This window comes from Paraburkholderia sp. BL27I4N3 (assembly GCF_003386115.1).
In the GTDB taxonomy this organism is placed as follows: domain Bacteria; phylum Pseudomonadota; class Gammaproteobacteria; order Burkholderiales; family Burkholderiaceae; genus Paraburkholderia.
The window spans coordinates 5181522-5202925 of record NZ_QREJ01000001.1; the positions used below are offsets into that span (position 1 = coordinate 5181522).

Consider the following 21404-nt stretch of genomic DNA (forward strand, 5'->3'; position numbering starts at 1 on the left):
TTACGCCTGCTGCGCTTCGACGCTCGACGGCATGCCCAGCGCCACGTCGAACGCACGTTGCAACGCCGGCTGATCGAGGTCTTCACCAATCAGCACGAAGCGGCTCGGGCCGCCTTCGCCGGCCTGCCAGCGTCGATCGAAATAGCTGTCGAAGCGGCGCCCAACGCCTTGAATCACCAGACGCATCGCCGCGCCCGGCAGCGCCGCGAAGCCTTTGACGCGATAGATCGTGTTGGTTTCGACAAGTTGTTGCAACGCGGCGATCACCGCCTCGCGCGACGACGCATTCGCCTGCACGACCACGGAGTCGAACTCGTCATGATGGTGGTCGGCGTCGTCGGCGGAGCCATGGTGATCGTGGCGCAAGTGGATCGTGTCTTCCGACGCCGCTTCGAGGCCCAGCAAGGTATGCAGATCGAGTTGGCCCATGTGTGCGCGAACGATCTTCACTTGCGGCGGAATTTCTTCGCGGATCGAAACTTCGACCGCGCTTTGCTGCGCGTCGTCGAGCAAGTCCGTTTTGTTCAGAATCACCAGATCGGCCGCGGACAACTGGTCTTCGAACAGCTCGTGCAGCGGCGACTCGTGATCGAGATTCGGATCGGCCTTGCGCTGCGCATCCACGGCGACCGGATTATCCGCAAACTGGCCGCTTGCCGCAGCCGGGCCGTCAACCACGGTGACCACGGCATCCACGGTGAAGCTGTTCTTTATCTGCGGCCAGTTGAACGCCTGCACCAAGGGCTTCGGCAACGCCAGACCCGACGTCTCGATCAGCACGTGGTCGATCTGCTCGCGGCGCTCCACGAGCTTTTCCATCACCGGGAAAAACTCTTCCTGCACGGTGCAGCACAAGCAGCCGTTTGCCAGTTCATACAGTTGGCCTTCGGTTTCGACGCCGTTTTCATCGCAACCGATGCCGCAACCCTTGAGGATTTCCCCGTCGATACCGAGTTCGCCGAATTCGTTGACGATCACCGCGATGCGCTTGCCGCCCGCATGCTGAAGAATATGCCGCAGCAGCGTAGTCTTGCCGCTGCCGAGAAAGCCCGTGACGATGGTGACGGGGATCTTGCGCATTTGAGTTTGCATCGTGAGGTCCATCCGTAGAGTTGCACGTGCACGCCGGCGTGTTTTTCAGCGTATGCCGAGGCAAACGGAGCAGACGCCCGGCCAGCCACGACCATAACAAAACACGGGGACGAAAGTCGGCGTTGCCGCGACAACAGAAAAACAGAAAGCGGGAATGAGTCATGAACGTAGCGCCGCATCCCCGCGGCGTTCGTCCTTCGTTATCTGGCCGGTATCCGGGCTGGCGAAAGCGCCGCTTCCCCTTCCCGGACGAGTGATTTCTCGCCCAGTGGTGATATGCCGACGCGGCCTTGCGCGTGGACATCGAAGCCGGCTCCGCGGCGCTAACCGACTGCGTTTGACACGGCAGTTAGCACCACATTTCGCTTACCGTTGCGGGGGCAGCACAGGTTGGCCCGATCCATGGCAGGTGGGCACCCTGTTTCCCGTTTAACTGCATGCGCACGAGCGCGCACACGAGCACCAAAGTGCGTGCGAGTGTAGGCCCGCCGCTCGGTGCCGTCAAGGAAACCCCAGGCCGCAAGCGCTTATCGGACGGGGCGCCATGTGCTATCGTATGCGCGCGTTTGGTGCCCGCACATGCATTCGCGTGTGCAGTTAAACGGGAAACAGGCAGCGCGCCCTGCGCTTAACCTGTGCTGTCCCCGCAACGGTAAGCGACCTGCGGCGCGATGTTTAATCGACTTGCGCCGCGCATGCGTTTTTTTAAGCCACTGTCCGGCAATTTCCAGCGAATGCGGACGGGAAGGCAAAGCGCGTGAGGCCGCCAGCCCGGATACCGGCCAGACGCGGAGGCGGCGAACCTCAGGGCAACATCCCGCCGCCGGACGCCGGAATCCGCGAGGGACGGATGCGAAGGCGCTAAAGCACGACGCAGAGTGTCCGCGTAGGCGAGTTTCGTGTGAAACTCGCTACGAACCACGCATTGCGCCATGCCTGAATCCGTAGCACTGCATGACCCCAACGTCCGCCGTCTGGCGACCCTTCGCGCTTTACCCTTTCCCGCTTGTCACGACATGGCGCCCGCCGTGCACGCCGCGATGACCCGCGCCTGGCTGATCGGCGCCGGCCCCGGCGACGTCGAACTCATGACCATCAAGGCCACCCGTGCATTGGCGCAAGCCGACGTGGTGCTGGTCGACGATCTGGTGAATCCTGAAGTGCTGCAATTCGCGCGCGCTGACGCGCTGGTCGTCTACGTGGGTAAACGCGGCGGTCATCCGTCGACACCGCAGGAAGGCATCGTCGCGCAGATGCTCGAACATGTGCGGGCCGGGCGCAGCGTCGCGCGTTTGAAAGGTGGCGATCCGTTCGTGTTCGGCCGGGGCGGCGAAGAACAGCAGGCGCTGCACGCGGCCGGTATCGAGGTGGAAGTCGTCAACGGCATCACGGCGGGAATCGCGGCGCCCGCGGCGATCGGGATTCCGGTCACGCATCGCGATCATGCGCAGGGCGTCGTGTTCGTCACCGGGCACGGCGCGGGCAGCGGCGAGCCCGACTGGGCCGCACTCGTGGCCACGCGCATGACGCTCGTGATCTACATGGGCATGCGGCGGCTCAACGATATCGTCGGCGCGCTGCTCGCGGCTGGCATGAGCGCCGATACGCCGTGCGCGGCGATCGAATCGGCCACCCGTCCCGAGCAACGCCACGCGCTGGCGCGGCTTGGTGAATTTGCCGACATCGTCGCGCGTGCTGGTCTCGGGTCGCCGGCAATCGTGGTGATCGGCGGCGTGGCGTCGCTCGCGTTGGCGCGTGAGGCGGCTCATGCGGAACGCGCTGCAACGCCGCCAGCGGACGGAACGGATACGCGATGAAAACGCTGAGCGTCGGCATCGGTTGCCGTTTGCATAGCTCGGCCGAGCAGATCGAAGCTGCGGTGCGCGCCGCGCTCGGCACGCATTCGTTCGACGAAATCCGTACCGTCGCCTCGCTCGACATCAAAGCCCGCGAAGCGGGCCTCCTCGAATTCTGCGCACGTCATGCGCTGCCGCTGACGTTCTTCAGCCTTGAACAGATCGCGGCGATGCCTGTCGCGGTGGCTTCGGCGGCAGTGCGCGAGCATCTCGGCGTGGACGGCGTCTGCGAGCCGTGCGCGCTGCTTGGCGCGGCGGCCGACGCCACAGCCGGGCTCGGTGAATCTGTCATAGGCCATGCGCCTCGTGCCACGCTCCTCGTGCGCAAAACCGTTTATGCCGGCGTCACCGTGGCGATTGCCTCAACCACCGCTCACGCCGCTCGCGCCGAACACCCAGACAACGACACACAGCAACAGGACCTGCCATGAAGACCGACCCCGAATCACATCAACGCATGACCGAGCGCCGCCGCGAAGGCCACGAGAAAAAACAGGCCAACGCCACCGTCGAAAAAGGCCTGCTGATCGTCAACACCGGCACGGGCAAAGGCAAAACTACTGCCGCATTCGGCATGGCCGTGCGCGTGCTGGGCCACGGCATGCGTCTCGGCGTGGTGCAGTTCATCAAGGGCGCGTTGCACACGTCTGAGCGCGACTTTCTCGGCGCGATCGCCAACTGCGATTTCGTCACGATGGGCGACGGCTACACCTGGAACACGCAGAACCGCGACGCCGATATCGCGACCGCGCGCAAAGGCTGGGATGAAGCGCGCCGCATGATCGAAAGCGGCGAGTACCAGATGGTGATCCTCGACGAACTGAACACGGTGCTCAAGTACGAATACCTGCCGCTCGATGAAGTCCTGTCGGTAATCGCCGCCCGCGCGCCGATGCTGCATGTGGTGGTCACCGGCCGTCACGCGCCGGACGCATTGATCGAAGCCGCCGACCTCGTCACCGAAATGCGCATCGTCAAGCATCCGTATCGCGAGCAAGGCGTGAAAGCGCAGCGCGGCGTGGAGTTCTGAGCGATGGCCGCGTGCCCCGCCCTGTTCATCAGCGCGCCTGCTTCGGGTCAAGGGAAGACCACGATCACCGCGGGTCTCGCGCGCTACCATCGGCGGCTGGGGCGACGCGTGCGCGTCTTCAAGACCGGACCGGACTTTCTCGATCCGATGATTCTGGCGCGCGCGAGCGGCGCGCCGGTCCTCTCGCTCGATCTGTGGATGGTAGGCGAAACCGCCTGCCGCACGCTGCTCGCGCAAGCCGCCGCCGAAGCCGACCTGATCCTGATCGAAGGCGTGATGGGTCTGTTCGACGGCACGCCGAGCAGCGCCGATCTCGCCACCGTCTTCGGCGTGCCGGTGCTCGCGGTGATTTCGGCGAAGGCGATGGCGCAGACCTTCGGCGCGGTCGCCTTCGGTCTCGCGCAATTCCGGCCACAGGTGCCGTTTTACGGCGTGCTCGCCAATCGCGTCGGCTCCGCGCGGCATGCGCAGATGCTGGAAGAAGCGTTGCCGCCAGATTTGCGCTGGTGCGGACACATTGCCGCCAGCGATGAAATCGCACTGCCCGATCGTCACCTCGGCTTGCATCAGGCGCAAGAAATCGACGACCTCGACGCGCGCCTCGATCACGCCGCTGACACTCTAGGCCGCACCGCGCTCGCCGCATTGCCGCCGCCTGTCGAGTTCGGCACGCCGACACCCGAGATCCTGCCGCGCCTGCTTGACGGCAAGACGATCGCCATTGCACGCGACGCCGCGTTCTCGTTCATCTATCCGGCGAACGTCGCGCTGCTGGAAGCACTCGGCGCGCAAGTCGCCTTCTTCTCGCCGCTCGCCGACGAAGCGCTGCCGGAACACACCGACGCTGTGTATCTTCCAGGCGGCTACCCGGAACTGCACGCCGCCACGCTAGCCGGCAACACGCACAGCGCGGCTAGCATCCACGCGCACGCGGCGGCGGGCAAACCGCTCGTCGCCGAATGCGGCGGCATGCTGTATCTGCTCGACCAACTCACCGACACGCACGGCGTAACCACACCGATGCTCGGCCTGCTGCCCGGCCACGCGACCATGCAAACGCGCTTCACCGCGCTCGGCATGCAGCAGATCGACAGCCTGCATGGGCCGATGACCGGCCACACGTTTCACTACTCGAAGCTGAACACGTCGCTCACGCCGCTGCGCTCGGCCACCAGGCCGCAGGGCGACGCGCCCGGCGAGGCTATTTATCGCGCCGGCTCGATCGTGGCGACTTACATGCACGCTTACTGGCCCTCCAACCCGGCCTTCACGGCCGCCCTGTTCCATGGCGAAGCCTTTTAACGATTCCGAGCGCGACGCCGTCTATCGCGCGATCTACGAACGCCGCGACATGCGCCATTTCGTGCGCGATCCGGTCGATCCGGCCGTGCTGCAGCGCCTGCTCGACGCCGCGCATCACGCGCCGAGCGTCGGCTTCATGCAGCCGTGGCGGATCGCGCGGATCACCGATCCCGCGCTGCGCACGGCCTTGCACGATGCGGTGGAAAGCGAACGGCTCGCCACCGCCGATGCGCTCGGCAAACGCCGCGAAGAGTTCATGAAGCTGAAAGTGGAAGGCATGCTGGACTGCGGCGAACTGCTGGTGATGGCGCTGATGGACGGCCGCGAGCGCCACATCTTCGGCCGGCGCACGCTGCCGGAGATGGACCTCGCGTCGGTGGCGTGCGCGATTCAGAACATGTGGCTGGCCGCGCGCGCCGAGGGTCTCGGCATGGGCTGGGTGTCGCTGTTCGACGTCGACGCGGTTCGCCAACTGCTGCGCATGCCCGAGGGCGCGCGTCCCGTGGCGATTCTGTGTCTCGGTCACGTCGACCGGTTTTATAGCGAGCCGATGCTGGAAACCGAACGCTGGGCGAGCCGCGTGCCGCTCGCCGATTGCGTGTTCGAAAACCGCTGGCCGGAAGACAACGATGCGCCGGAATGAGCTCGCCGCGCGTTATAACCCTTACGGCTGAAGCGGCTTCACCGACATCACGGCCGGCACGCCGCCGGTTTCGTCGGCGCGCAATTTCACGCGCCAATCGGGTGGCGCATCGAAGGGAAACCTGGCGAGCGCACTTTTGACGAGCGTCGGCATGGCATGCTGCGGGTCCGCGTCGCGGTCGCTGCTCACCGCGCTCACTTTATAGACCTCCTGTCCGCTCGCGCGCTCGAAAAACCGCAGCGTCAGCGCATGCTGGTACGCGGAACCGCCGAACAGAGAGAACGGCGCAGCGGGCGCGCGCCGGCAGTCGCCTGACGTACAGCCGTTTTCATTGACGCCGATGGTCGCCAGCCGCGTGTCGTAGGCAACCGAGAGCAGATAACGCGCGGGCTCGCCCTTCGTTTCGACAAAGCCCTGCTTCGCCAACTCGTCCACCAACAGGCGCTCGAATTGCGGATGATCCGCGCTGACCTCCTGCGACGGCATGCGCGCGATCGCGTAAGTCCGCTCGCCTTGCAGAGCAGCGGCCGCGTTCCCGGCGCCGGCGGTATGCACGTCGGCGCTCAGACCCGCGCAACCGGTGAGACTTGCCGCCGCCAGCGCGGCACAGATCAGGAGTGCTTTCACCATATTCTCGCTTCGATAAGGTGTGTGTTCATATGTCATGGGCGCGGCGTGAACGAGGCACTCGACTGTGCGTCTTCGAGCACCGGCAGGCAGATCGTGAATGCCGTGCCCTGGCCGGGCTCGCTTGCCACCTCCACATCGCCGCCGTGGCGCGTGACGACCGTCTTGACGAAGGCCATGCCGAGCCCTGCGCCGCCCACTTCCGGCCGCTCGGTTTCGTGAAACCGCCGGAAGCGCTCGAACAACCCGGCCTGCTGCTCTTTCGGAATGCCGTAGCCCTGATCGCGAATCGTGCACGACACGCGCGTCGCCGCCGGCACGCCCTTCGGCGTCAGGCTCGCAATGCTGCACACGATCCGCGTATCCGGCGGGCTGTACTTGACCGCGTTGTTCAGAATGTTGACGAGCGCGCGCGTCATCAGCGAACGGTCGGCGCAGATCCAATGGCCGTCGTCGGCAGCATCCGCCTCCGTGTGCAGCGTGATGCGCCTGGCGTGCGCCTGGGGCCAGACTTCGTCGCTCGCGTCGATCAGCAACTCGGCCAGACTCACCGGTTCGAGCACATAAGTTTGCGATTCGGCGCGCGCCAGTTGCACGAAGTCGTCGGCCAGCGTCAGCGCGCGCTGCGCGTAGCGTTCGATGCGTTCGAGCACGCCGCGCGCGAGTACCGGCTCGCGGCGGGCACGCTCGATCTCCACCAGCGCGAGAATCGACGCCTGCGGCGAACGCATGTCGTGTGAGAGCAGCCGCAGCGCGTCTTCCCGCTGACGCTCGGCCGCATGCAAGGCCGACACGTCGACGAGGCCCGCAATCCAGCCGGTCGTCTCGCCCTGCCCGTTGGTGCAGTTTGCGTAGCGCAGCAAATGATCGCGCTCGCGAGCGTCGCGCACCTCGACGCCATGCGCCATCAGCGCGGCAAATTCGTAGCGCGTGGGATCGAGCGGCGCCGGCCAGTGCGTGCGGGCGAGCAGATTGTTTTCGGCATCGGAGGCGGCATCGGTGTCGATCGTCTTTACGAGGGTCAAGCCGCCCAGCACGTCCTGCATCGGCCGGCCTTCGGGCAGCGGCGCACCGAGCCGCGCGAAATGCGCTTTGGCGGCATGGTTGGCGATCAGCACGACGCCGCGCACGTCGCTCACGAGGATCGGCTCGGGCATGCTGTCGAGGCTGTCCCATACGAAACGCTTCATGTCCTGTACGCGCTGTGCGGCCTGCGCCATCAGCGCCATGTGCTGTTCCAGCACGTCGCCGCCGAACTCGCGCCGGCGCTGCGGCGTTTCCGGCAACAGATGAGGTTCGTCGGCGAGACGCTGCAGTTCTCCGCGCAAATACGCCATGGTCATTTCGAGGCGCCGCCAGTTCCAGATCGGATACACGGCCACCAGACCCACGATCGCCGGCACCGGCGACATCCAGAGCCGCGCGCCGTACAGCAAGGTGGCGCTGCCGGCCGCCGCGAGCAGACACAGTGCGCCGGTCAACAGCAACGAACGGCGCGGCGACAGTACGAGAAATCCGGCCAGCAACGCGGCAAGCGGCGCGAGCGACACCGCGAACAGCATCCACGGATAGACCGGCTCGATCTCGCGGCCGGTCAACAGCGTGTCGAGCACGTTCGCGTGGATATACACGCCGGGCAGCGGACCGAGTTCACCGGAGACGGGCGTCGCGAAGCGGTCGTACAAGCCGGACGCGGTCACGCCGATCAGCACGATGCGGCCGCGCAACTGCTCCGGCGTCACATTGCCGGCGAGCACGCGCGCGAAACTCAGCTTCGTGTAGTTCTGCGCGTTGTGACCGAACGGGATCAGGAAACGGCCTTCGCCGCCGTCGTCGGCTGCGACGTCGGTTTCGGCTGCGGGCAAAACTGGGCCGCGCCGCGAGCCTGTCAGATGGAGCGAGCCGTGCTCCACCGCCTGCGCGACCGGCACCATCAGTTGCGGCCAGCGTGAATCGGCGTCGCCCTCGTAGCGCGCGACGCTGCGCACGATGCCGTCGCTGTCGACTTCGAGATTGATATGGCCTAGCCCCGCCGCCGCGTGCGCGAGCGGCGCCACCGGCTCGACCACGACGCGTCGGCCGCTGTCATCGGGCGCGGTGAGCAAGATCGGCAGATAGGTCGGACTCAGCGCGATCGCGCGGGCGAGGTCGGCGTCTTGCGGATTGGCTTCGGTGAACAGCACGTCGTAGATCACCGCGGCGGGCTTCGCGCCGGCGATCTGTTCCAGCAGCTTCGCGTGAACACTGCGCGGCCATGGCCAGCGGCCGAGTTGCGCGATGCTTGCGTTGTCGATTTCGACCACCACGATATCGCGCAGCAGAGGCGGCGCATGCAGGCTCAGAAAGCGGTCGTAGACCAGATGATCGACGCTCGCGCTCAGGCGGCCGAGCGAACTGAGCAGAATCACCACGATGCCGAGACAGCCGATACCCACCCATTCGATCAGGAAGCGGCGGCCGGCGCGCCGTCCGAGACGGGCGCGCGGATCGAGGCTCAGGCGCGTAGGAGTGGTCGGCAAAGGGTTGCTTGGTTCGAAACCAGGAAGCGGGCTGATGCACGGCTCAGCCCCGTGAATCTACCAGCGTCAGCGCGCAAGCGTAAACGAGCGCACCGCACTGCTCTTTTCATAGAAGCGGCCGTTCTCGAACTGCTCGGCGACGATCGTCCAGTAATAGACGCCCGGCGGCAGATCGCTCACGCTCAGTTGACCGCCGGACAGATCGGTGCGATCCACGAGCGGGTGGCGCAGATCGGCCGTGCTCGCCAGCACGAAACGGAAGCGTGTCTGGACCGTGGCGCGGCTGACGAACCAGCGGAATTCGTAGTTGCGGCTGCCGGCCCGCTGCGTTGCCGACGCGGCCAATCCGAGCTGGCGGCGTTCGAACGCATACACCTGCGGCAAGCCTTCGAGGCCGTGGGCGTCGATCGCGGCAATGCGTACGAAGTAGGTGCCGTCGGCCAGGTCGCCGAAATCCGCGTGCGGCTCACTCACGCGCTGGTCGCGGATCAGGTCGAGCTGGTCCGCGTCGCGCGCGATCTGCACGCGGTAGGCCACCGCGCGGTCGGCCGGCACGAGGTCGAACGCGACTGTTTTGCCGTCCTGCACCTTGGCCGGCTGCGTGAGCGCCGGCGCGGGCAGCAATTCGACCGGGCCGCCGATCGCGCCGCCCGCCTGCGTCACACTGCCGAAGCGTGCCTTCACGAGTTGCGCGGAGGCCTGCAGCGGTACGCCGGGCAGTGGCGCAAAAGCGCGAGCGTCGAGCGCGGCCGGGTCGACGCCGACCGCGCCGTCCAGCACTTGCACTGCGGTGGTTTGCGCGCCGCCGTCGTAGGCGACCTTGAAGCGCGTGCCGCGCACGCCCGCTACCACGGACGGCGAGCGGATCTGGAAGCGGTCGTCCTTTTTGGTCGCGTGCGTGACCTGGCTTTCGACTTCGCCGTTGCGCAGTTCGAGCAGGCGATCGCCGGCGCCGGTCAGCGTGGTGCGCCTCAGCGTGCCGATATCCAGCAGGCCGTTCTGCCCCACCGTGACGTGCGAGCCGTCCGGCAATTCCAGCGTCACAAAACCGTTGTCTCCCGTGCGCACACGGTCGCCTTCGCCGAGCGTCGTGCCTTCAGCGAGCGGCACGTAGGGGTTCTTGCCGAACGCGTGCTCGGCCGGCCCGCTGGTCGCGATCACGCGGGCCGATTCCTGTTCCTGTTTGAGCTTGTCGGCGGGCAGAAGCAGCGCGATGCCGGCCGGCATGCGGCGTGGCGCGGGCACATGATTCAGGCGACTCAGCACGGCCCAATCGCTCGGGTCGCGCAGATAGCGGCCGGCGATCTCGTAGAGCGTGTCACCTGCGTGAGTCAGATACGAGACATAGGCCGGCGCGGCGGCTTTCGCACGCGGCTTGGGTGCGCGCGGCGCGTGCGACGCTTGCGCGGACGCCGACACCGGCGCGAAACAGGTCATCGCGAGCAGGCCGGCCGCCGCGAGCCATGCGCCGCTGCGGCGGCCCGGCGAAACCAGGCTGCCGCGTGCCGCCCCAGCGACGGCAACCGTCACGCCTCCCCCTCTTCAGGGCGTTCGCCGGGCGCCGCCGGCGGCGTGGCGGAATCGATTCGCTCCAGCCGGTAGCCATAGCCGTAAATCGGCGTCAGCCGGTAGCCCTGCTCCGGGCGCAGGCCGAGCTTGCTGCGCAGCATCGACACGTGAGTGTCCATGGTGCGCGACGGAATGTCGGTCGCCTGCTTCCAGATCACGTCGAGAATATGCGCCCGCGACAGCGGCCGGCTCAGATGCTGGAACAGCAGCAGCGCGAGTTCGAACTCTTTCTGCGTGACGGCGACCGTCGTGCCGCGAACCACCACGTGCTTGGCGCCCAGATCGAATTCGAATTCGCCGAAGACTTCCTTCGCCGCCGGCGGTTTGAGGTGGTACGCCCGGCGCAGAAGTGAACCGACGCGCGCCAGCAAGACCGCGGCGGACACCGGTTTGACGACATAGTCGTCCGCGCCCGTGTTGAGAATCGACGTGATGTCAGTTTCGCGGCCGCGACTCGTCATGAACAGAACGGGCAGGCGCTCGGAGAGGCTTTCGCGCACCCAGCGCAGCACCTCTTCGCCCGACATGTCGGGCACGTTCCAGTCGAGCACCAGCAGATCGAACGTCTGGCGCCGCAGTTGCCGCACCAGTTCACGACCCGCGCCGAATGCGTGACAGATATGGCCCGCCGCCGACAGTGTCTGGCAAACCAGGTCGGCCTGAGCCGAATCGTCATCCAGGACAGCAATTCTCATAACACCCCGCAACGCGACATTCTTCGTAACTGGTGGCCGGTTAGCCGGCAGATGACCGGGATGACGGCGTAAGCACCGACGATCCGGCTTCCAATTTCATCTTCGGCTGCACATTTTTCGACTTATGGTCCCTTGCCTTGCGCCCTTTCAGGCCTGCCCGCCGCCATCTCGGTATTAGGAGGCGCGATTCGCTTTATCGCGCCGGGTATCGAGGGGAAGGTCATCATAATCGAAAAACGACTGCTCTTTTCGGAGGCGATTAAGCCGCTATCCGGTCCGGCTATGCGACGCCATTATTGGTATCGACCGCTTGGGTCGTGGTTCGGGTCGGCTGGTCTCGCTCGCGCGGTGATTGGCCCCGTTCGCCGTTGTCGTTTCACGCCGCGTCCTGCATTCAGATCGTGGCGATTTGACAATTTGCGAGTCAGTATAGGAACAGTCTCAAAATAAATCGTTTAAGAATTGTTAAACCGCAGGACTCGCCGTCCGGACAAAAAAATGCGGCGTGACCTCAATCCGAAGGCCGACGCCGCCCAAAACATCACACGCTCGCCGGGGTCTAGCCGCACGAGTGAAGTTAAATTAGCCTGTCAGAAAATTGCGCTCAAGATGAAAGAACTGCCTTTGTAACTGGCAGTGAGGTAGTTATTACGTCGGACGTAATTCTTGCGGAGGAGAGAGCTTGAGCCCTATGCGCTGAAAATAGTATGAATTGAAGCGCCCGCGGCGGCGAATTTACATACGCAGCGGTTTTGTTACAGTTGCGCGATTGTCGGAGTCTTACGTTGTCTTTTATCGATCGGGTCATCTGTTCAACCGTAACCCTTTCGTCATCGCGATTCGGCTTCAGGCGCCGGCTTCCTGGCAGCGGCGTGTTGTCGCGATGCGTTCCAGCGTGACCTGCGCATTGCCCGCCGCGCCCATACCGAGCGCCTGCGCGGCGGCGTACGATAAATCGACGATCCGGCCACGCACGAACGGTCCGCGATCGTTGATACGAACGATCACCGAACGCGCACCGCCGAGCGCTGTCACCCGCACGCATGCGCCCAGCGGAAAGGTGCGATGCGCTGCCGTAAGCGCGTGCATGTCGTAGCGCTCGCCGCTCGCGGTGCGGCGTCCCTGGAACTGCTTGCCGTACCACGTTGCCATGCCGGTTTGCCGGAAGCTGTTGCCGCAGGCGCAGGCGTGTGTGGACAATGCAGCATCGCCGTTCGCCGCTGGATCGGGCGTCGACGCGTCGCTCGCGGTGTCCGATGCATTCGATGCGTCAGTGTCGCCGCTGTCGCCCGTTTGAGCTGCGTGCTCCGTTGCGTCGTAACCGAGGCGATCGACGGCAGCACGGCCGCTCAGCGAATCGCGCCCCGCGCCCGGTTGCGCGCATCCGGCGAGCGCGAGCAGCACGCCGAGCAGCAGAACAGCCGGCGCGCGCCGGCCTGCCGCGAAGCAATGTAGATAGAAAGTCATAGGCATTACGTCGCGCGACGCGCTGGCCATGGCAGGCGCCGCGTCGCGTTCGAGTTCGAGATCACTGCGGATGAGCGGCGAGGCCGCGAGCGCGCCGCGTTACTGGCGCTTCGGGAGGTACTTGAGCGGATCGACGGGTTTGCCATCCGCGCGCACTTCGAAACGCAGCGACGCCTGGCCTTTGTCGTCGGCGCCCATTTCGGCGATCACTTCGCCTGCCTTGACGGCCGTGCCTTCCTTGACAAGCAACGCGCGGTTGTTGCCGTACGCCGTCAACAGATCGGTGTCGTGCTTGATGATGATCAGCTTTCCGTACGCCGCGATGCGCCCGCCCGCGTAGACAACCCGGCCGCCGGACGCCGCCCGCACGGGTTCGCCGACGCGCCCGCCTATCACGATCCCCTTCGTCTTGCCCGCCACGAACGGCGCGCTCACGAGACCGCTCACCGGCCACGCGAGTCGTGCCTTTGTGGACGCAGGCTCACTCGAACTATCCGCGAAGATGGCTCGCGCTTGTGCGAGCGAATTCGAAGGAGCGCCGGTTATGCCCGGTGCGCCGGCCATTGGCGGTGGCGCGACGCGCAGCACCTGATCGACGCGCAGGCCATCCGCCGGCGACAAATGATTCCACTGCGCGAGCGCCGAAGGCTCGCGGCCAAACGCCTTGGCGACGCCGATCTGCGTGTCGCCGGGGTTGACGCGGTAGAAGCCCGCCGGGACTTGCGAAGTGGGCACCGGCGTAGGCAAAGGCGCAGGCGCGAGCGGCGCTGCATCGTCAACATGGGTCGAGCGCGCCGGCGACACGGGCAGCGTGCAACTTGTCAACGACGCGGCCAGCAACAACGCGAACAGCATGGAAGAGCCCGATCTGGCAAAGCGGGACGTACAGGTTTTCATCGGGGAGATCCGGGTCAATCGATGCGGGCCGGCGACTTTCGCCGGCCCGCATCGTCACATCGTCGGGCGATGCTTACGGCTTAGCCGGCGCCGCGTCGTCATTCGACGGCGCGTTTTGCGCGCCGCCGGCCGCCGAAGCAGCCTGATGGTGATGCGCGTGCTTGTGATGTTTTTTCTTGTGGTGATGCTTCACAGCCGGCGTGGAGGCCTCCTGCGTAGCCACACCGGCTTGCGACGAGACGCCGACCGGCGTGGATCCCTGGGCGAATGCGCCGATCGAGAACAAACCCGCGACGGTGACGGCGAAAATGTGCTTCTTCATGGACGTTATTTCCTTAACGAACTGCGTTGACTGACCGCTTCACGGTCGCGTGTTCAACGAGTGTCAGGACAAAGCGTTGACGGTGGCGCCGGGAACAGGGCGTTCCTTGACGATTTGTCACGCTTGCGCTCATGGCAGCGTCAAATGTGGAGATATTTGAGCGCCCGCGAGCGGGCGCGACGTCGCGCGGCGCAGCATGCGCGCCGGACGTTTCGAGATGGTTTTCCGGATTGCCGGTTCCTACCGGCCGCCTTCGATTTCCGGCATCGGCGCGAATAGCGCGTCGAGGTCGTCGTCCGAGAACTTGGCGGCCCCGGCGGCGTCTTCGGAAAGAATGCTGTCGGCGAGCCCGGCCTTCTGCTCCTGCAACTCGACGATCTTTTCCTCGATGCTGCCCGCCGCGATCAGCTTGTAGACGAACACCGGCTTGTCCTGGCCCAGCCGATGCGCGCGATCGGTCGCCTGATTCTCGGCGGCCGGGTTCCACCACGGGTCGTAGTGGATCACCGTGTCGGCGGCGGTCAGGTTCAGGCCGACGCCGCCCGCCTTCAGGCTGATCAGAAACAGCGGCACCTCGCCCTTCTGAAAACGCTCGACCGGCGTGACGCGATCCGTCGTGTCGCCGGTGAGCATCACATAGGGAATCGCGGCTTCTTCGAGTGCTTGCGCGATCAGCGACAACATGCCGGTGAACTGCGAGAACAGCAGCACGCGGCGGCCTTCCTCGATCAGTTCCGGCAGCATCGACAGAAGCAGGTCGAGCTTGGCCGACCGCATGGCGCGCGCGCCCTTCTCGACCTTGCTCGTCCGTTCAGCTTTTTCAGGCACGTCGCCCGCGTCGCCGGCTGCCTTGAGCGTTCTGACGAGTCGCGGATCGCAGCACACCTGGCGCAGCTTCAGCAAAGCGTCGAGCACGATGATGTGACTGCGCGCGAGACCCTGTGCGCTGACAGCGGCGCGCACTTTCTCCTGCATCGCCGTGCGCACGGTTTCGTAGAGATCGCGCTGCGCGCCTTCGAGATCCACCGAGCACAGGATCGTGGTCTTGGCCGGCAACTCCTTGGCGACCTCGTCCTTGCGACGGCGCAGCATGAACGGCCGGATACGGCGCGCGAGCAACGAGCGGCGCACGCCGTCGCCGTTCTTTTCGATCGGATTGCGCCAGCGCCTGGTGAAGTCTTTCTGGCTGCCGAGAAAACCCGGCAACAGAAAGTCGAACTGCGACCACAGCTCGCCGAGATGATTCTCCAGCGGCGTGCCCGTCAAACACAGCCGATGCCGCGCGCGCAGCCCGCGAATCGCCTGCGCAGCTTTGGTGGTGGCGTTCTTCACGTACTGCGCTTCGTCGAGAATCAGCAAGTGATACTCATGCTCGGCGAGCACCTTCTGATCGCGCCACAGCAGCGCGTACGTGGTCAGAATCAGTTCGTGTTCGCCGATCTGCTCGAAGCGCTCCTTGCGCTGCGGTCCGTTCAACACCAGCACTTTCAGTTCGGGCGCGAAGCGGCGCGCTTCCTCGCGCCAGTTGTGAACGAGCGTGGTCGGCACGACGATCAGCGCCGGCTGTGTCAGACGCCCCGCTTCTTTTTCCGCGAGGATATGCGCGAGCGTCTGCACGGTCTTGCCGAGACCCATGTCGTCGGCGAGCACGCCGGCGAGATTCTGTTCGCGCAGAAACTGCATCCAGTTCAGGCCTTGCTGCTGATAGGTCCGCAGCTCGGCCTTCAGCCCACGCGGCACCTGGACTTCACGCAGGCCCGGCCCGGCTTGCAGACGCTGCGCGAGCCGGCGGATCGAATCGTCGCCGCGGAATTGCCAGCGGCCGGTGCCGTTCAGCGCTTCCAGGCGGCCGGCGTCGACGGATGCCACGCGCAGCGGCGCACCGTCCGCGAGCGAGCCGCCGAGGGTGTCGAACAGATCGACGAGCACGCGTACCACCGGTTTCAGACGATCGGCGCGCAAACGCAGACGCTTGTTCTCCTCGGTCTTCAGCTCGATCGGCTCGTCGTCGGCGATGGCTTCGAGCGCGCCGCCCAGCCAGCGCCGGTCGCGCCGGAACAGGTCGGCGAGCAACGGTTCGAGCCGCACGTTGCGCTCGCCGATGCGAATGCCCATCTCCAGATCGAACCAGCCGTCGCCGGCCTGATGCGCGGTGCCTTCGATCGCGTCGATCTCGATCACGTTGTAGCGGAACTCGGGCGCCATCGTCACACGCCAGCCTTTGCTCGCGAGTTCCGGCACGGCGTCGTTGACGAACGCCGACCACGCCTCGGCATCGGGCAGGCCAAGCATGGTATCGGGCAGCAGCCGCGATGCGTAGATGCGGCTGGTCGGCACCTTCTGCAAACCGGTCTTGCGCAGTTCGAGCAGACGTTTTTTCTCGGCCTCGTAACGGCGGCGGATATGAATGACATCGCCGCCCGGCATCGGCACGAGCGTCACGCTGCTGTCGACGTTGATGCTCACGCCGTCGTAATCGAAACTTACGCCGGCGAGCTCGACCGCCGCAGATTGTCGCAGCCCCGCCTTGCCCGTCGACGACGGCAGCGCGTGACTATTGAGCGAGAGCACCGGCACGGGCTCGACGTCGATCACGCGAATCGCGGACGCGTCGTGCGTGGGCGGCAGCGGCAACTCGGGCGCGATCTCGCGCAGCACCGAGGCGACCAGCGGCGCTTCGGCAAGCGAGATCGGCGGCATGGCCAGATAATCGGGCAACTGCTGGAACGGCAGCGACGACTGGACAATGCCCGCCTCATTCGCCACGCCGTCCACGTACCAGACCGGCTCGGTCGGCAGCACCATGCTGGCGCGCGGCTCGGTGCAGAGCACAGGCCGCAGACGTTCGTCGGCGAGCGGCTCCCATTCGATCCGGCCGGGCCGGTCGGCGCCGCGCGACAGCGCGGTCGGGCCCGCCTCGCCGGGCGCGGGCTTGAAGTCGAAGAACAGCCGCCCCGTCGCGATCAATTTTTGCAGCGTCTCCGCGCCGCTCGTGCCGCGCAGAATGAACTGGCCGAAATCCTCACGCGAGCGGCCAAGCCACAGACCGCGCAGGATCGACAGGTCTTCGTCGGAGACGAACTTCGGCTGTTTGAGCAGCGCCGCTTCCACATTGCCCCAGGCTTCGTCGACCGCGACGACCGCGCCGGCGGCATTGCAGCGCGCGCGGTGCAGCACCACCTCGTGGCGCTTGTGGAAGCTGGACCAGTTCAGCTGGTACGCGAGCGTCTGCGTGCGTGGCGCGCTCGCCTTCTGCGCGTCGGCATCCGCGGCCTCGGCCCGGGCGCGAAAACGTTCGAGCCAACTGACCAGCTCGGGTCGCACGCCCGACGGCTGTCCCATGTGCCCCATGTGTGCAATCCGCTTCGGCGGCAGATCGCCCGCGGTCTCGCCGTCGTCCAGTTCGACCTGGGTGATATGGTCCATCTCGTCGTGATACTCGAGCTCGGCGAACAGCAGCGCGGCGACGTGCTTGCAGTTGCGGCCGACCGGACACGAGCAGTCGCCCTGCGCCCAGGGCGAACCGCCGTCGGTGCGGAATTGCACCCGCGTTTTGTAGGGTGTCGGTCGGGTGCCCTGCACGTCGCCGCTGAGGGTCGCGCCGTGCCATTTCACGTTGCTGACAGGGCCGACCGAGCGCGCCTTGGCGACGGTGTGGTCCCCGAGCCACTCTGCAATCCGTTCCCGATCAAAGAAAACTGACGACATCAGCGTCCAATCCTATTCAAGCCGGCTTGGGCAAGCGCGCGGACAGAATCAGCCCGGCAGCGCGCGAAGGGCGGCGACCGGCGACTGTCTGTGCGGCATCGATTGCCTGTGGTAACCGGCCATTTTACGCGTTGGACGAAATTGCTTGTGTGCCCATCTCCACATCCACCCCTGCCGCCGCGAACACCTGAGCCAGTGCGGGCGCCGGCGCTTCATCCGTTACCAGCAGATCGACGGCGTCGGCGCCGAACGCATGCACCAGCGCACTGTGGCCGAATTTCGCGTGATCCGCCGCGACCACGCGGCGTTCGGCCTGAGTGAAAGCCGCCTGCGAAAATGCAGCGTCGGCGGGCAGCGCGTCCATGAAACGCCCCTGCATGTCGATCGCGGTGACCGAGACGATCGCGTAGCGCACGTGAAACTGCCGTAGAAACGCCAGCGCGCTGTCGCCGACCGCGGCGCAATCGTCCGGCCGCAACTCGCCGCCCGTGATGAAAACCCGGTTGCCATTGCGCGGCGCCAGCACGCGCGCGACTTCGATGGAAGGGGTCACGACGGTGAGCCGCGAGCGGGCGGCGAGCGCCTGCGCAATATGCTGACAGGTCGTGCCGCCCTCCAGGATCAGCGAATCGCCGTCCCGCACCAGTTCGCCGATGCGCGCGCCGATTGCCCGCTTGCCCTCCTGGCTCGCCGTCATGCGCCGCTGGAACGGCGGCTCGTCGAGCCGCTCAGGCAGCATGACGCCGCCGTGGACCTTGATCAGCAGGCCGTCCGCGATCAGCGGTTTGATGTTGCGGCGGATGGTTTCGTCGGACACGTCGAAACGGCCGGCGAGATCCGTGATCGTGCAGGTGCGCTGCTCGCGGAGGAGTCGCAGGATTTCGGCTTGGCGCTGGTTGGAAAACATGGCGATTGGGCGGTGACGGTTCAGTGGAGTCTAGCAAAAGACACAGTTCGGCGGGTTGGATAGCCACACGTTTCCAACCAAAACCACATCTGGGTGGTGGTAACGGCGAGTCCCGTTCTTCGGAAACACGCCTTGGTGCGACAGCCACGTTTTATAACCACGATCGTGTGACCATTGCATGACGCCGCTCCAATCACCACAAGGTCGCGCGTTCGTTGCATTTCGGGTCTTTTTGCGGCAATCTACGCGCACCCAATCCACGCATTTCCACACATGCCCACATCCATTCCTACTCACGCTCGCGTCGTCATCGTCGGCGGCGGGATCATCGGCTGCTCGGTCGCCTACCATCTGACCAAGTTGGGCTGGACCGATGTGGTGCTGCTCGAACAGGGGCAACTCTCGTGCGGGACGACCTGGCACGCCGCCGGTCTCGTCGGCCAGTTGCGCGCCCAGGAAAGCATGACGAAGCTGATCCGCTATTCGACCGCGCTCTATGCCGAACTCGAAGCCGATACCGGCCTCGCCACCGGCTGGAAGCAATGCGGCTCACTCTCGGTAGCGCGCACGGCCGAGCGCATGACACAACTGAAACGCACCGCCGCCGTCGCGCGCGCTTATGGCGTGGCCTGCGACGTGATCAGCCCGCGCGAAGCCGGCGACCTGTGGCCGGTCATGCGCACCGAGGACCTGCTCTGCGCCGTCTGGCTGCCCGGCGACGGCAAGGCGAACCCCACCGATCTGACCCAGGCCCTCGCCCGCGGCGCCCGCCAGCGCGGCGCGCGCATCGTCGAAAATACCCGCGTTACGGCGATCCATACGCGCACCGCGCAGGACGGCAAGGCGAACGGCGCACGCGAAGTCAGCGGCCTTGCGTGGCGCAACAAGGACGGCGAGGAAGGCACGCTCGGCGCGGACATCGTCGTGAATTGCGCGGGCCAGTGGGCCAAGGCCGTCGGACGCCTGTGCGGCGTGACCGTGCCGCTGCACTCGGCCGAGCACTACTACATCGTCACCGAACGGATTGCCGGCGTGCATCCGGATTTGCCGGTCATGCGCGACCCGGACGGCTTCATCTATTTCAAGGAGGAAGTGGGCGGTCTCGTGATGGGCGGCTTCGAGCCGGATGCGAAACCGTGGGGCATGAACGGCATCCCCGAGAATTTCGAGTTTCAACTGCTGCCGGACGATTGGGATCAGTTCGAAATCCTGATGGAAAATGCGTTGCAGCGCGTGCCCGCACTCGAAACGGCGCAGGTGAAGCAGTTCTACAACGGCCCCGAATCGTTCACGCCGGATAACAACTTCATGCTGGGCGAAGCGCCCGAACTGCGGCGCTTTTTCGTCGGTGCGGGATTTAATTCGATGGGGATCGCGTCGGCGGGCGGTGCCGGCATGGCGCTCGCGGAATGGATCGTCGCGGGTGAGCCGACCATGGATCTGTGGCCGGTCGATATTCGCCGCTTCGCGCGCTTCAACGGTAACGATACGTGGCTGCACGACCGCGTGAAGGAAACGCTCGGCCTGCACTACGCGATGCCATGGCCGAATCGCGAACTCGACAGCGCGCGGCCGTTTCGCCGCTCGCCGCTGTATTCGCTGCTGCGTGACGAAGGCGCGTGTTTCGGCAGCAAGATGGGCTGGGAGCGCGCCAACTTTTTCGCGCCCTCGCCTGACGAGGCGAAGATCGAGTACGCCTTCGGCCAGCAGAACTGGCTGCCCTGGAGCGGCGCCGAACACCGCGCGTGCCGGGAAGGCGTCGCGCTGTTCGACATGACGTCGTTCTCCAAATTTCTCGTCAAGGGGCGCGACGCGCAAAGCGTGCTGCAAGGCATCGTCGCCAACGACGTGGATGTACCGACCGGCACCACGGTATACACCGCCATGCTCAACGAGCGCGGCGGTTATGAATCCGACTTCACGCTCACACGGCTCGCGGACGATCAATACCTGCTCGTCACCGGTACCGCGCAAAGCACGCGCGACTTCGACAGCATCGAAAAATTGATTCCACACGACAGGCACTGCACGCTCGTCGACGTGACCGGCCAATATGCGGTGCTCGCCGTGATGGGCCCGCGTTCGCGCGAACTGCTGCAAAGCGTGTCGAAAGCGGACTGGGGCAACGAAGCGTTCGGGTTCGGCCAGAGCCGCGAGGTCGACCTCGGCTATGCGACGGTACGGGCCACGCGCCTCACGTACGTGGGTGAACTCGGTTGGGAACTGTACGTGCCGGTGGAATTCGCGGTCGGCGTGTACGAGATGCTGCACGCAGCGGGTCAAGCATTCGGCCTCGTCAACGCGGGCTACTACGCGATCGATTCCTTGCGCATCGAAAAAGGCTATCGTGCATGGGGCCGCGAACTCACGCCGGATACGAACCCGTTCGAAGCGGGCCTCGCGTTCGCGTGCAAGCTCGACAAGGACATTGCATTTCGCGGCCGCGACGCGTTGCTCAAATTTCGCGCCGAACCGCTGCGCCGCCGCATGGTCGTGCTGACCGCCGACGGCGCCGCGGATCGCATGCTGTGGGGCGGCGAAGCGATTTTGCGCGACGGCAGGCCGGTGGGCTTCGTGAGTTCGGCGGCGTTCGGCCACACGCTCGGCTGTCCGGTGGCAATGGGTTACGTGAACAATCCCGCCGGCGCTGCGGATGCGGCGTACCTGAACGGCGGCAGCTATGCGATCGACGTTGCCGGCGAGCTGCTTCCGGCCACGCTGCATCTGAAGGCGCCTTACGATCCGCGTTCGGAACGCGTGAAGCGCTAAA

At 65.5% G+C, this 21404-nt stretch carries 16 protein-coding genes and 2 riboswitches; of the genes, 6 read left to right on the top strand and 10 right to left on the bottom strand.

The window, feature by feature from the left end; all coding sequences use genetic code 11:
• Complete coding sequence (cobW, locus tag B0G71_RS23625) at window positions 1-1092, bottom strand: cobalamin biosynthesis protein CobW (protein ID WP_116148823.1); 1092 nt, start codon at window positions 1090-1092, stop codon at window positions 1-3.
• A gap of 188 nt (window positions 1093-1280) precedes the next feature.
• Window positions 1281-1574, bottom strand: a riboswitch (cobalamin riboswitch).
• Window positions 1575-1642: 68 nt separating this feature from the next.
• Window positions 1643-1894, top strand: a riboswitch (cobalamin riboswitch).
• Window positions 1895-2132: 238 nt separating this feature from the next.
• On the opposite strand from cobW, the gene cobA reads away from it, so the two are divergent.
• From cobA to bluB, 5 genes are read left to right on the top strand one after another with little or no spacing between them, the layout of a single operon-like run.
• Window positions 2133-2909 (top strand): uroporphyrinogen-III C-methyltransferase, encoded by a 777-nt coding sequence (gene cobA / locus B0G71_RS23630; RefSeq protein WP_116148825.1) that lies wholly within the window; start codon window positions 2133-2135, stop codon window positions 2907-2909.
• Window positions 2906-3379: a cobalamin biosynthesis protein gene (locus B0G71_RS23635; protein ID WP_116144610.1), complete on the top strand. Its 474-nt coding sequence runs from the start codon at window positions 2906-2908 to the stop codon at window positions 3377-3379. Before cobA ends, B0G71_RS23635 begins: the two co-directional genes overlap by 4 nt.
• Complete coding sequence (cobO, locus tag B0G71_RS23640) at window positions 3376-3978, top strand: cob(I)yrinic acid a,c-diamide adenosyltransferase (protein ID WP_116144612.1); 603 nt, start codon at window positions 3376-3378, stop codon at window positions 3976-3978. Before B0G71_RS23635 ends, cobO begins: the two co-directional genes overlap by 4 nt.
• 3 nt (window positions 3979-3981) lie before the next feature.
• A complete protein-coding gene (locus tag B0G71_RS23645) occupies window positions 3982-5280 on the top strand; it encodes a cobyrinate a,c-diamide synthase (RefSeq protein WP_116144614.1) in 1299 nt (432 codons plus the stop codon).
• Window positions 5264-5923: a 5,6-dimethylbenzimidazole synthase gene (gene bluB, locus B0G71_RS23650; RefSeq protein ID WP_116144616.1), complete on the top strand. Its 660-nt coding sequence runs from the start codon at window positions 5264-5266 to the stop codon at window positions 5921-5923. The genes B0G71_RS23645 and bluB overlap by 17 nt, the downstream gene beginning before the upstream one ends.
• 21 nt (window positions 5924-5944) lie before the next feature.
• Here bluB and B0G71_RS23655 read toward each other — a convergent pair whose 3' ends face one another.
• The 9 genes from B0G71_RS23655 to B0G71_RS23695 form a co-directional block, all read right to left on the bottom strand.
• Entirely contained in the window at window positions 5945-6589 is a 645-nt protein-coding gene (locus B0G71_RS23655; RefSeq protein WP_116144618.1) for a DUF4136 domain-containing protein, read from the bottom strand.
• The gene (locus B0G71_RS23660) at window positions 6586-9069 is read right to left on the bottom strand and encodes a CHASE2 domain-containing protein (protein ID WP_116144620.1); all 2484 of its coding nucleotides are present in this window, start codon (window positions 9067-9069) and stop codon (window positions 6586-6588) included. Before B0G71_RS23660 ends, B0G71_RS23655 begins: the two co-directional genes overlap by 4 nt.
• A 66-nt stretch (window positions 9070-9135) precedes the next feature.
• Window positions 9136-10599, bottom strand: a complete 1464-nt coding sequence (locus B0G71_RS23665) for a FecR domain-containing protein (protein ID WP_116144622.1) — start codon at window positions 10597-10599, stop codon at window positions 9136-9138.
• The gene (locus B0G71_RS23670; protein ID WP_116144624.1) at window positions 10596-11333 is read right to left on the bottom strand and encodes a response regulator transcription factor; all 738 of its coding nucleotides are present in this window, start codon (window positions 11331-11333) and stop codon (window positions 10596-10598) included. Before B0G71_RS23670 ends, B0G71_RS23665 begins: the two co-directional genes overlap by 4 nt.
• Before the next feature lie 846 nt (window positions 11334-12179).
• The gene (locus B0G71_RS23675) at window positions 12180-12800 is read right to left on the bottom strand and encodes a septal ring lytic transglycosylase RlpA family protein (protein ID WP_116148827.1); all 621 of its coding nucleotides are present in this window, start codon (window positions 12798-12800) and stop codon (window positions 12180-12182) included.
• 99 nt (window positions 12801-12899) lie between these two features.
• Window positions 12900-13697: a peptidoglycan DD-metalloendopeptidase family protein gene (locus B0G71_RS23680; RefSeq protein ID WP_116144626.1), complete on the bottom strand. Its 798-nt coding sequence runs from the start codon at window positions 13695-13697 to the stop codon at window positions 12900-12902.
• Between the two features lie 73 nt (window positions 13698-13770).
• A complete protein-coding gene (locus tag B0G71_RS23685) occupies window positions 13771-14019 on the bottom strand; it encodes a hypothetical protein (protein WP_116144628.1) in 249 nt (82 codons plus the stop codon).
• Between the two features lie 240 nt (window positions 14020-14259).
• Window positions 14260-17727, bottom strand: coding sequence for a DEAD/DEAH box helicase (locus B0G71_RS23690; RefSeq protein WP_116144630.1), 3468 nt, complete (start codon window positions 17725-17727; stop codon window positions 14260-14262).
• A 124-nt stretch (window positions 17728-17851) separates the two neighbouring features.
• Window positions 17852-18634 carry a DeoR/GlpR family DNA-binding transcription regulator gene (locus tag B0G71_RS23695; RefSeq protein WP_116144632.1) on the bottom strand — a complete coding sequence of 261 codons (783 nt, stop codon included), beginning with the start codon at window positions 18632-18634 and terminating at the stop codon, window positions 17852-17854.
• Between the two features lie 273 nt (window positions 18635-18907).
• Here B0G71_RS23695 and B0G71_RS23700 point away from each other — a divergent pair, with 273 nt between their 5' ends.
• Window positions 18908-21403: an FAD-dependent oxidoreductase gene (locus tag B0G71_RS23700; protein WP_116144634.1), complete on the top strand. Its 2496-nt coding sequence runs from the start codon at window positions 18908-18910 to the stop codon at window positions 21401-21403.
• Window position 21404: the final 1 nt, after the last annotated feature.

What these genes read in the sequence shown, in the direction of transcription:
- B0G71_RS23690 (WP_116144630.1), bottom strand. Translation starts at nt 17,727, where the DNA reads ATGTCGTCAGTTTTCTTTGATCGGGAACGGATTGCAGAGTGGCTCGGG.
- cobA (WP_116148825.1), top strand. Translation starts at nt 2,133, where the DNA reads ATGACCCGCGCCTGGCTGATCGGCGCCGGCCCCGGCGACGTCGAACTC.
- B0G71_RS23670 (WP_116144624.1), bottom strand. Translation starts at nt 11,333, where the DNA reads ATGAGAATTGCTGTCCTGGATGACGATTCGGCTCAGGCCGACCTGGTT.
- B0G71_RS23680 (WP_116144626.1), bottom strand. Translation starts at nt 13,697, where the DNA reads ATGAAAACCTGTACGTCCCGCTTTGCCAGATCGGGCTCTTCCATGCTG.
- cobW (WP_116148823.1), bottom strand. Translation starts at nt 1,092, where the DNA reads ATGCAAACTCAAATGCGCAAGATCCCCGTCACCATCGTCACGGGCTTT.
- B0G71_RS23685 (WP_116144628.1), bottom strand. Translation starts at nt 14,019, where the DNA reads ATGAAGAAGCACATTTTCGCCGTCACCGTCGCGGGTTTGTTCTCGATC.
- bluB (WP_116144616.1), top strand. Translation starts at nt 5,264, where the DNA reads ATGGCGAAGCCTTTTAACGATTCCGAGCGCGACGCCGTCTATCGCGCG.
- B0G71_RS23675 (WP_116148827.1), bottom strand. Translation starts at nt 12,800, where the DNA reads ATGACTTTCTATCTACATTGCTTCGCGGCAGGCCGGCGCGCGCCGGCT.
- B0G71_RS23645 (WP_116144614.1), top strand. Translation starts at nt 3,982, where the DNA reads ATGGCCGCGTGCCCCGCCCTGTTCATCAGCGCGCCTGCTTCGGGTCAA.
- B0G71_RS23700 (WP_116144634.1), top strand. Translation starts at nt 18,908, where the DNA reads ATGCCCACATCCATTCCTACTCACGCTCGCGTCGTCATCGTCGGCGGC.
- B0G71_RS23635 (WP_116144610.1), top strand. Translation starts at nt 2,906, where the DNA reads ATGAAAACGCTGAGCGTCGGCATCGGTTGCCGTTTGCATAGCTCGGCC.
- cobO (WP_116144612.1), top strand. Translation starts at nt 3,376, where the DNA reads ATGAAGACCGACCCCGAATCACATCAACGCATGACCGAGCGCCGCCGC.
- B0G71_RS23655 (WP_116144618.1), bottom strand. Translation starts at nt 6,589, where the DNA reads ATGACATATGAACACACACCTTATCGAAGCGAGAATATGGTGAAAGCA.
- B0G71_RS23695 (WP_116144632.1), bottom strand. Translation starts at nt 18,634, where the DNA reads ATGTTTTCCAACCAGCGCCAAGCCGAAATCCTGCGACTCCTCCGCGAG.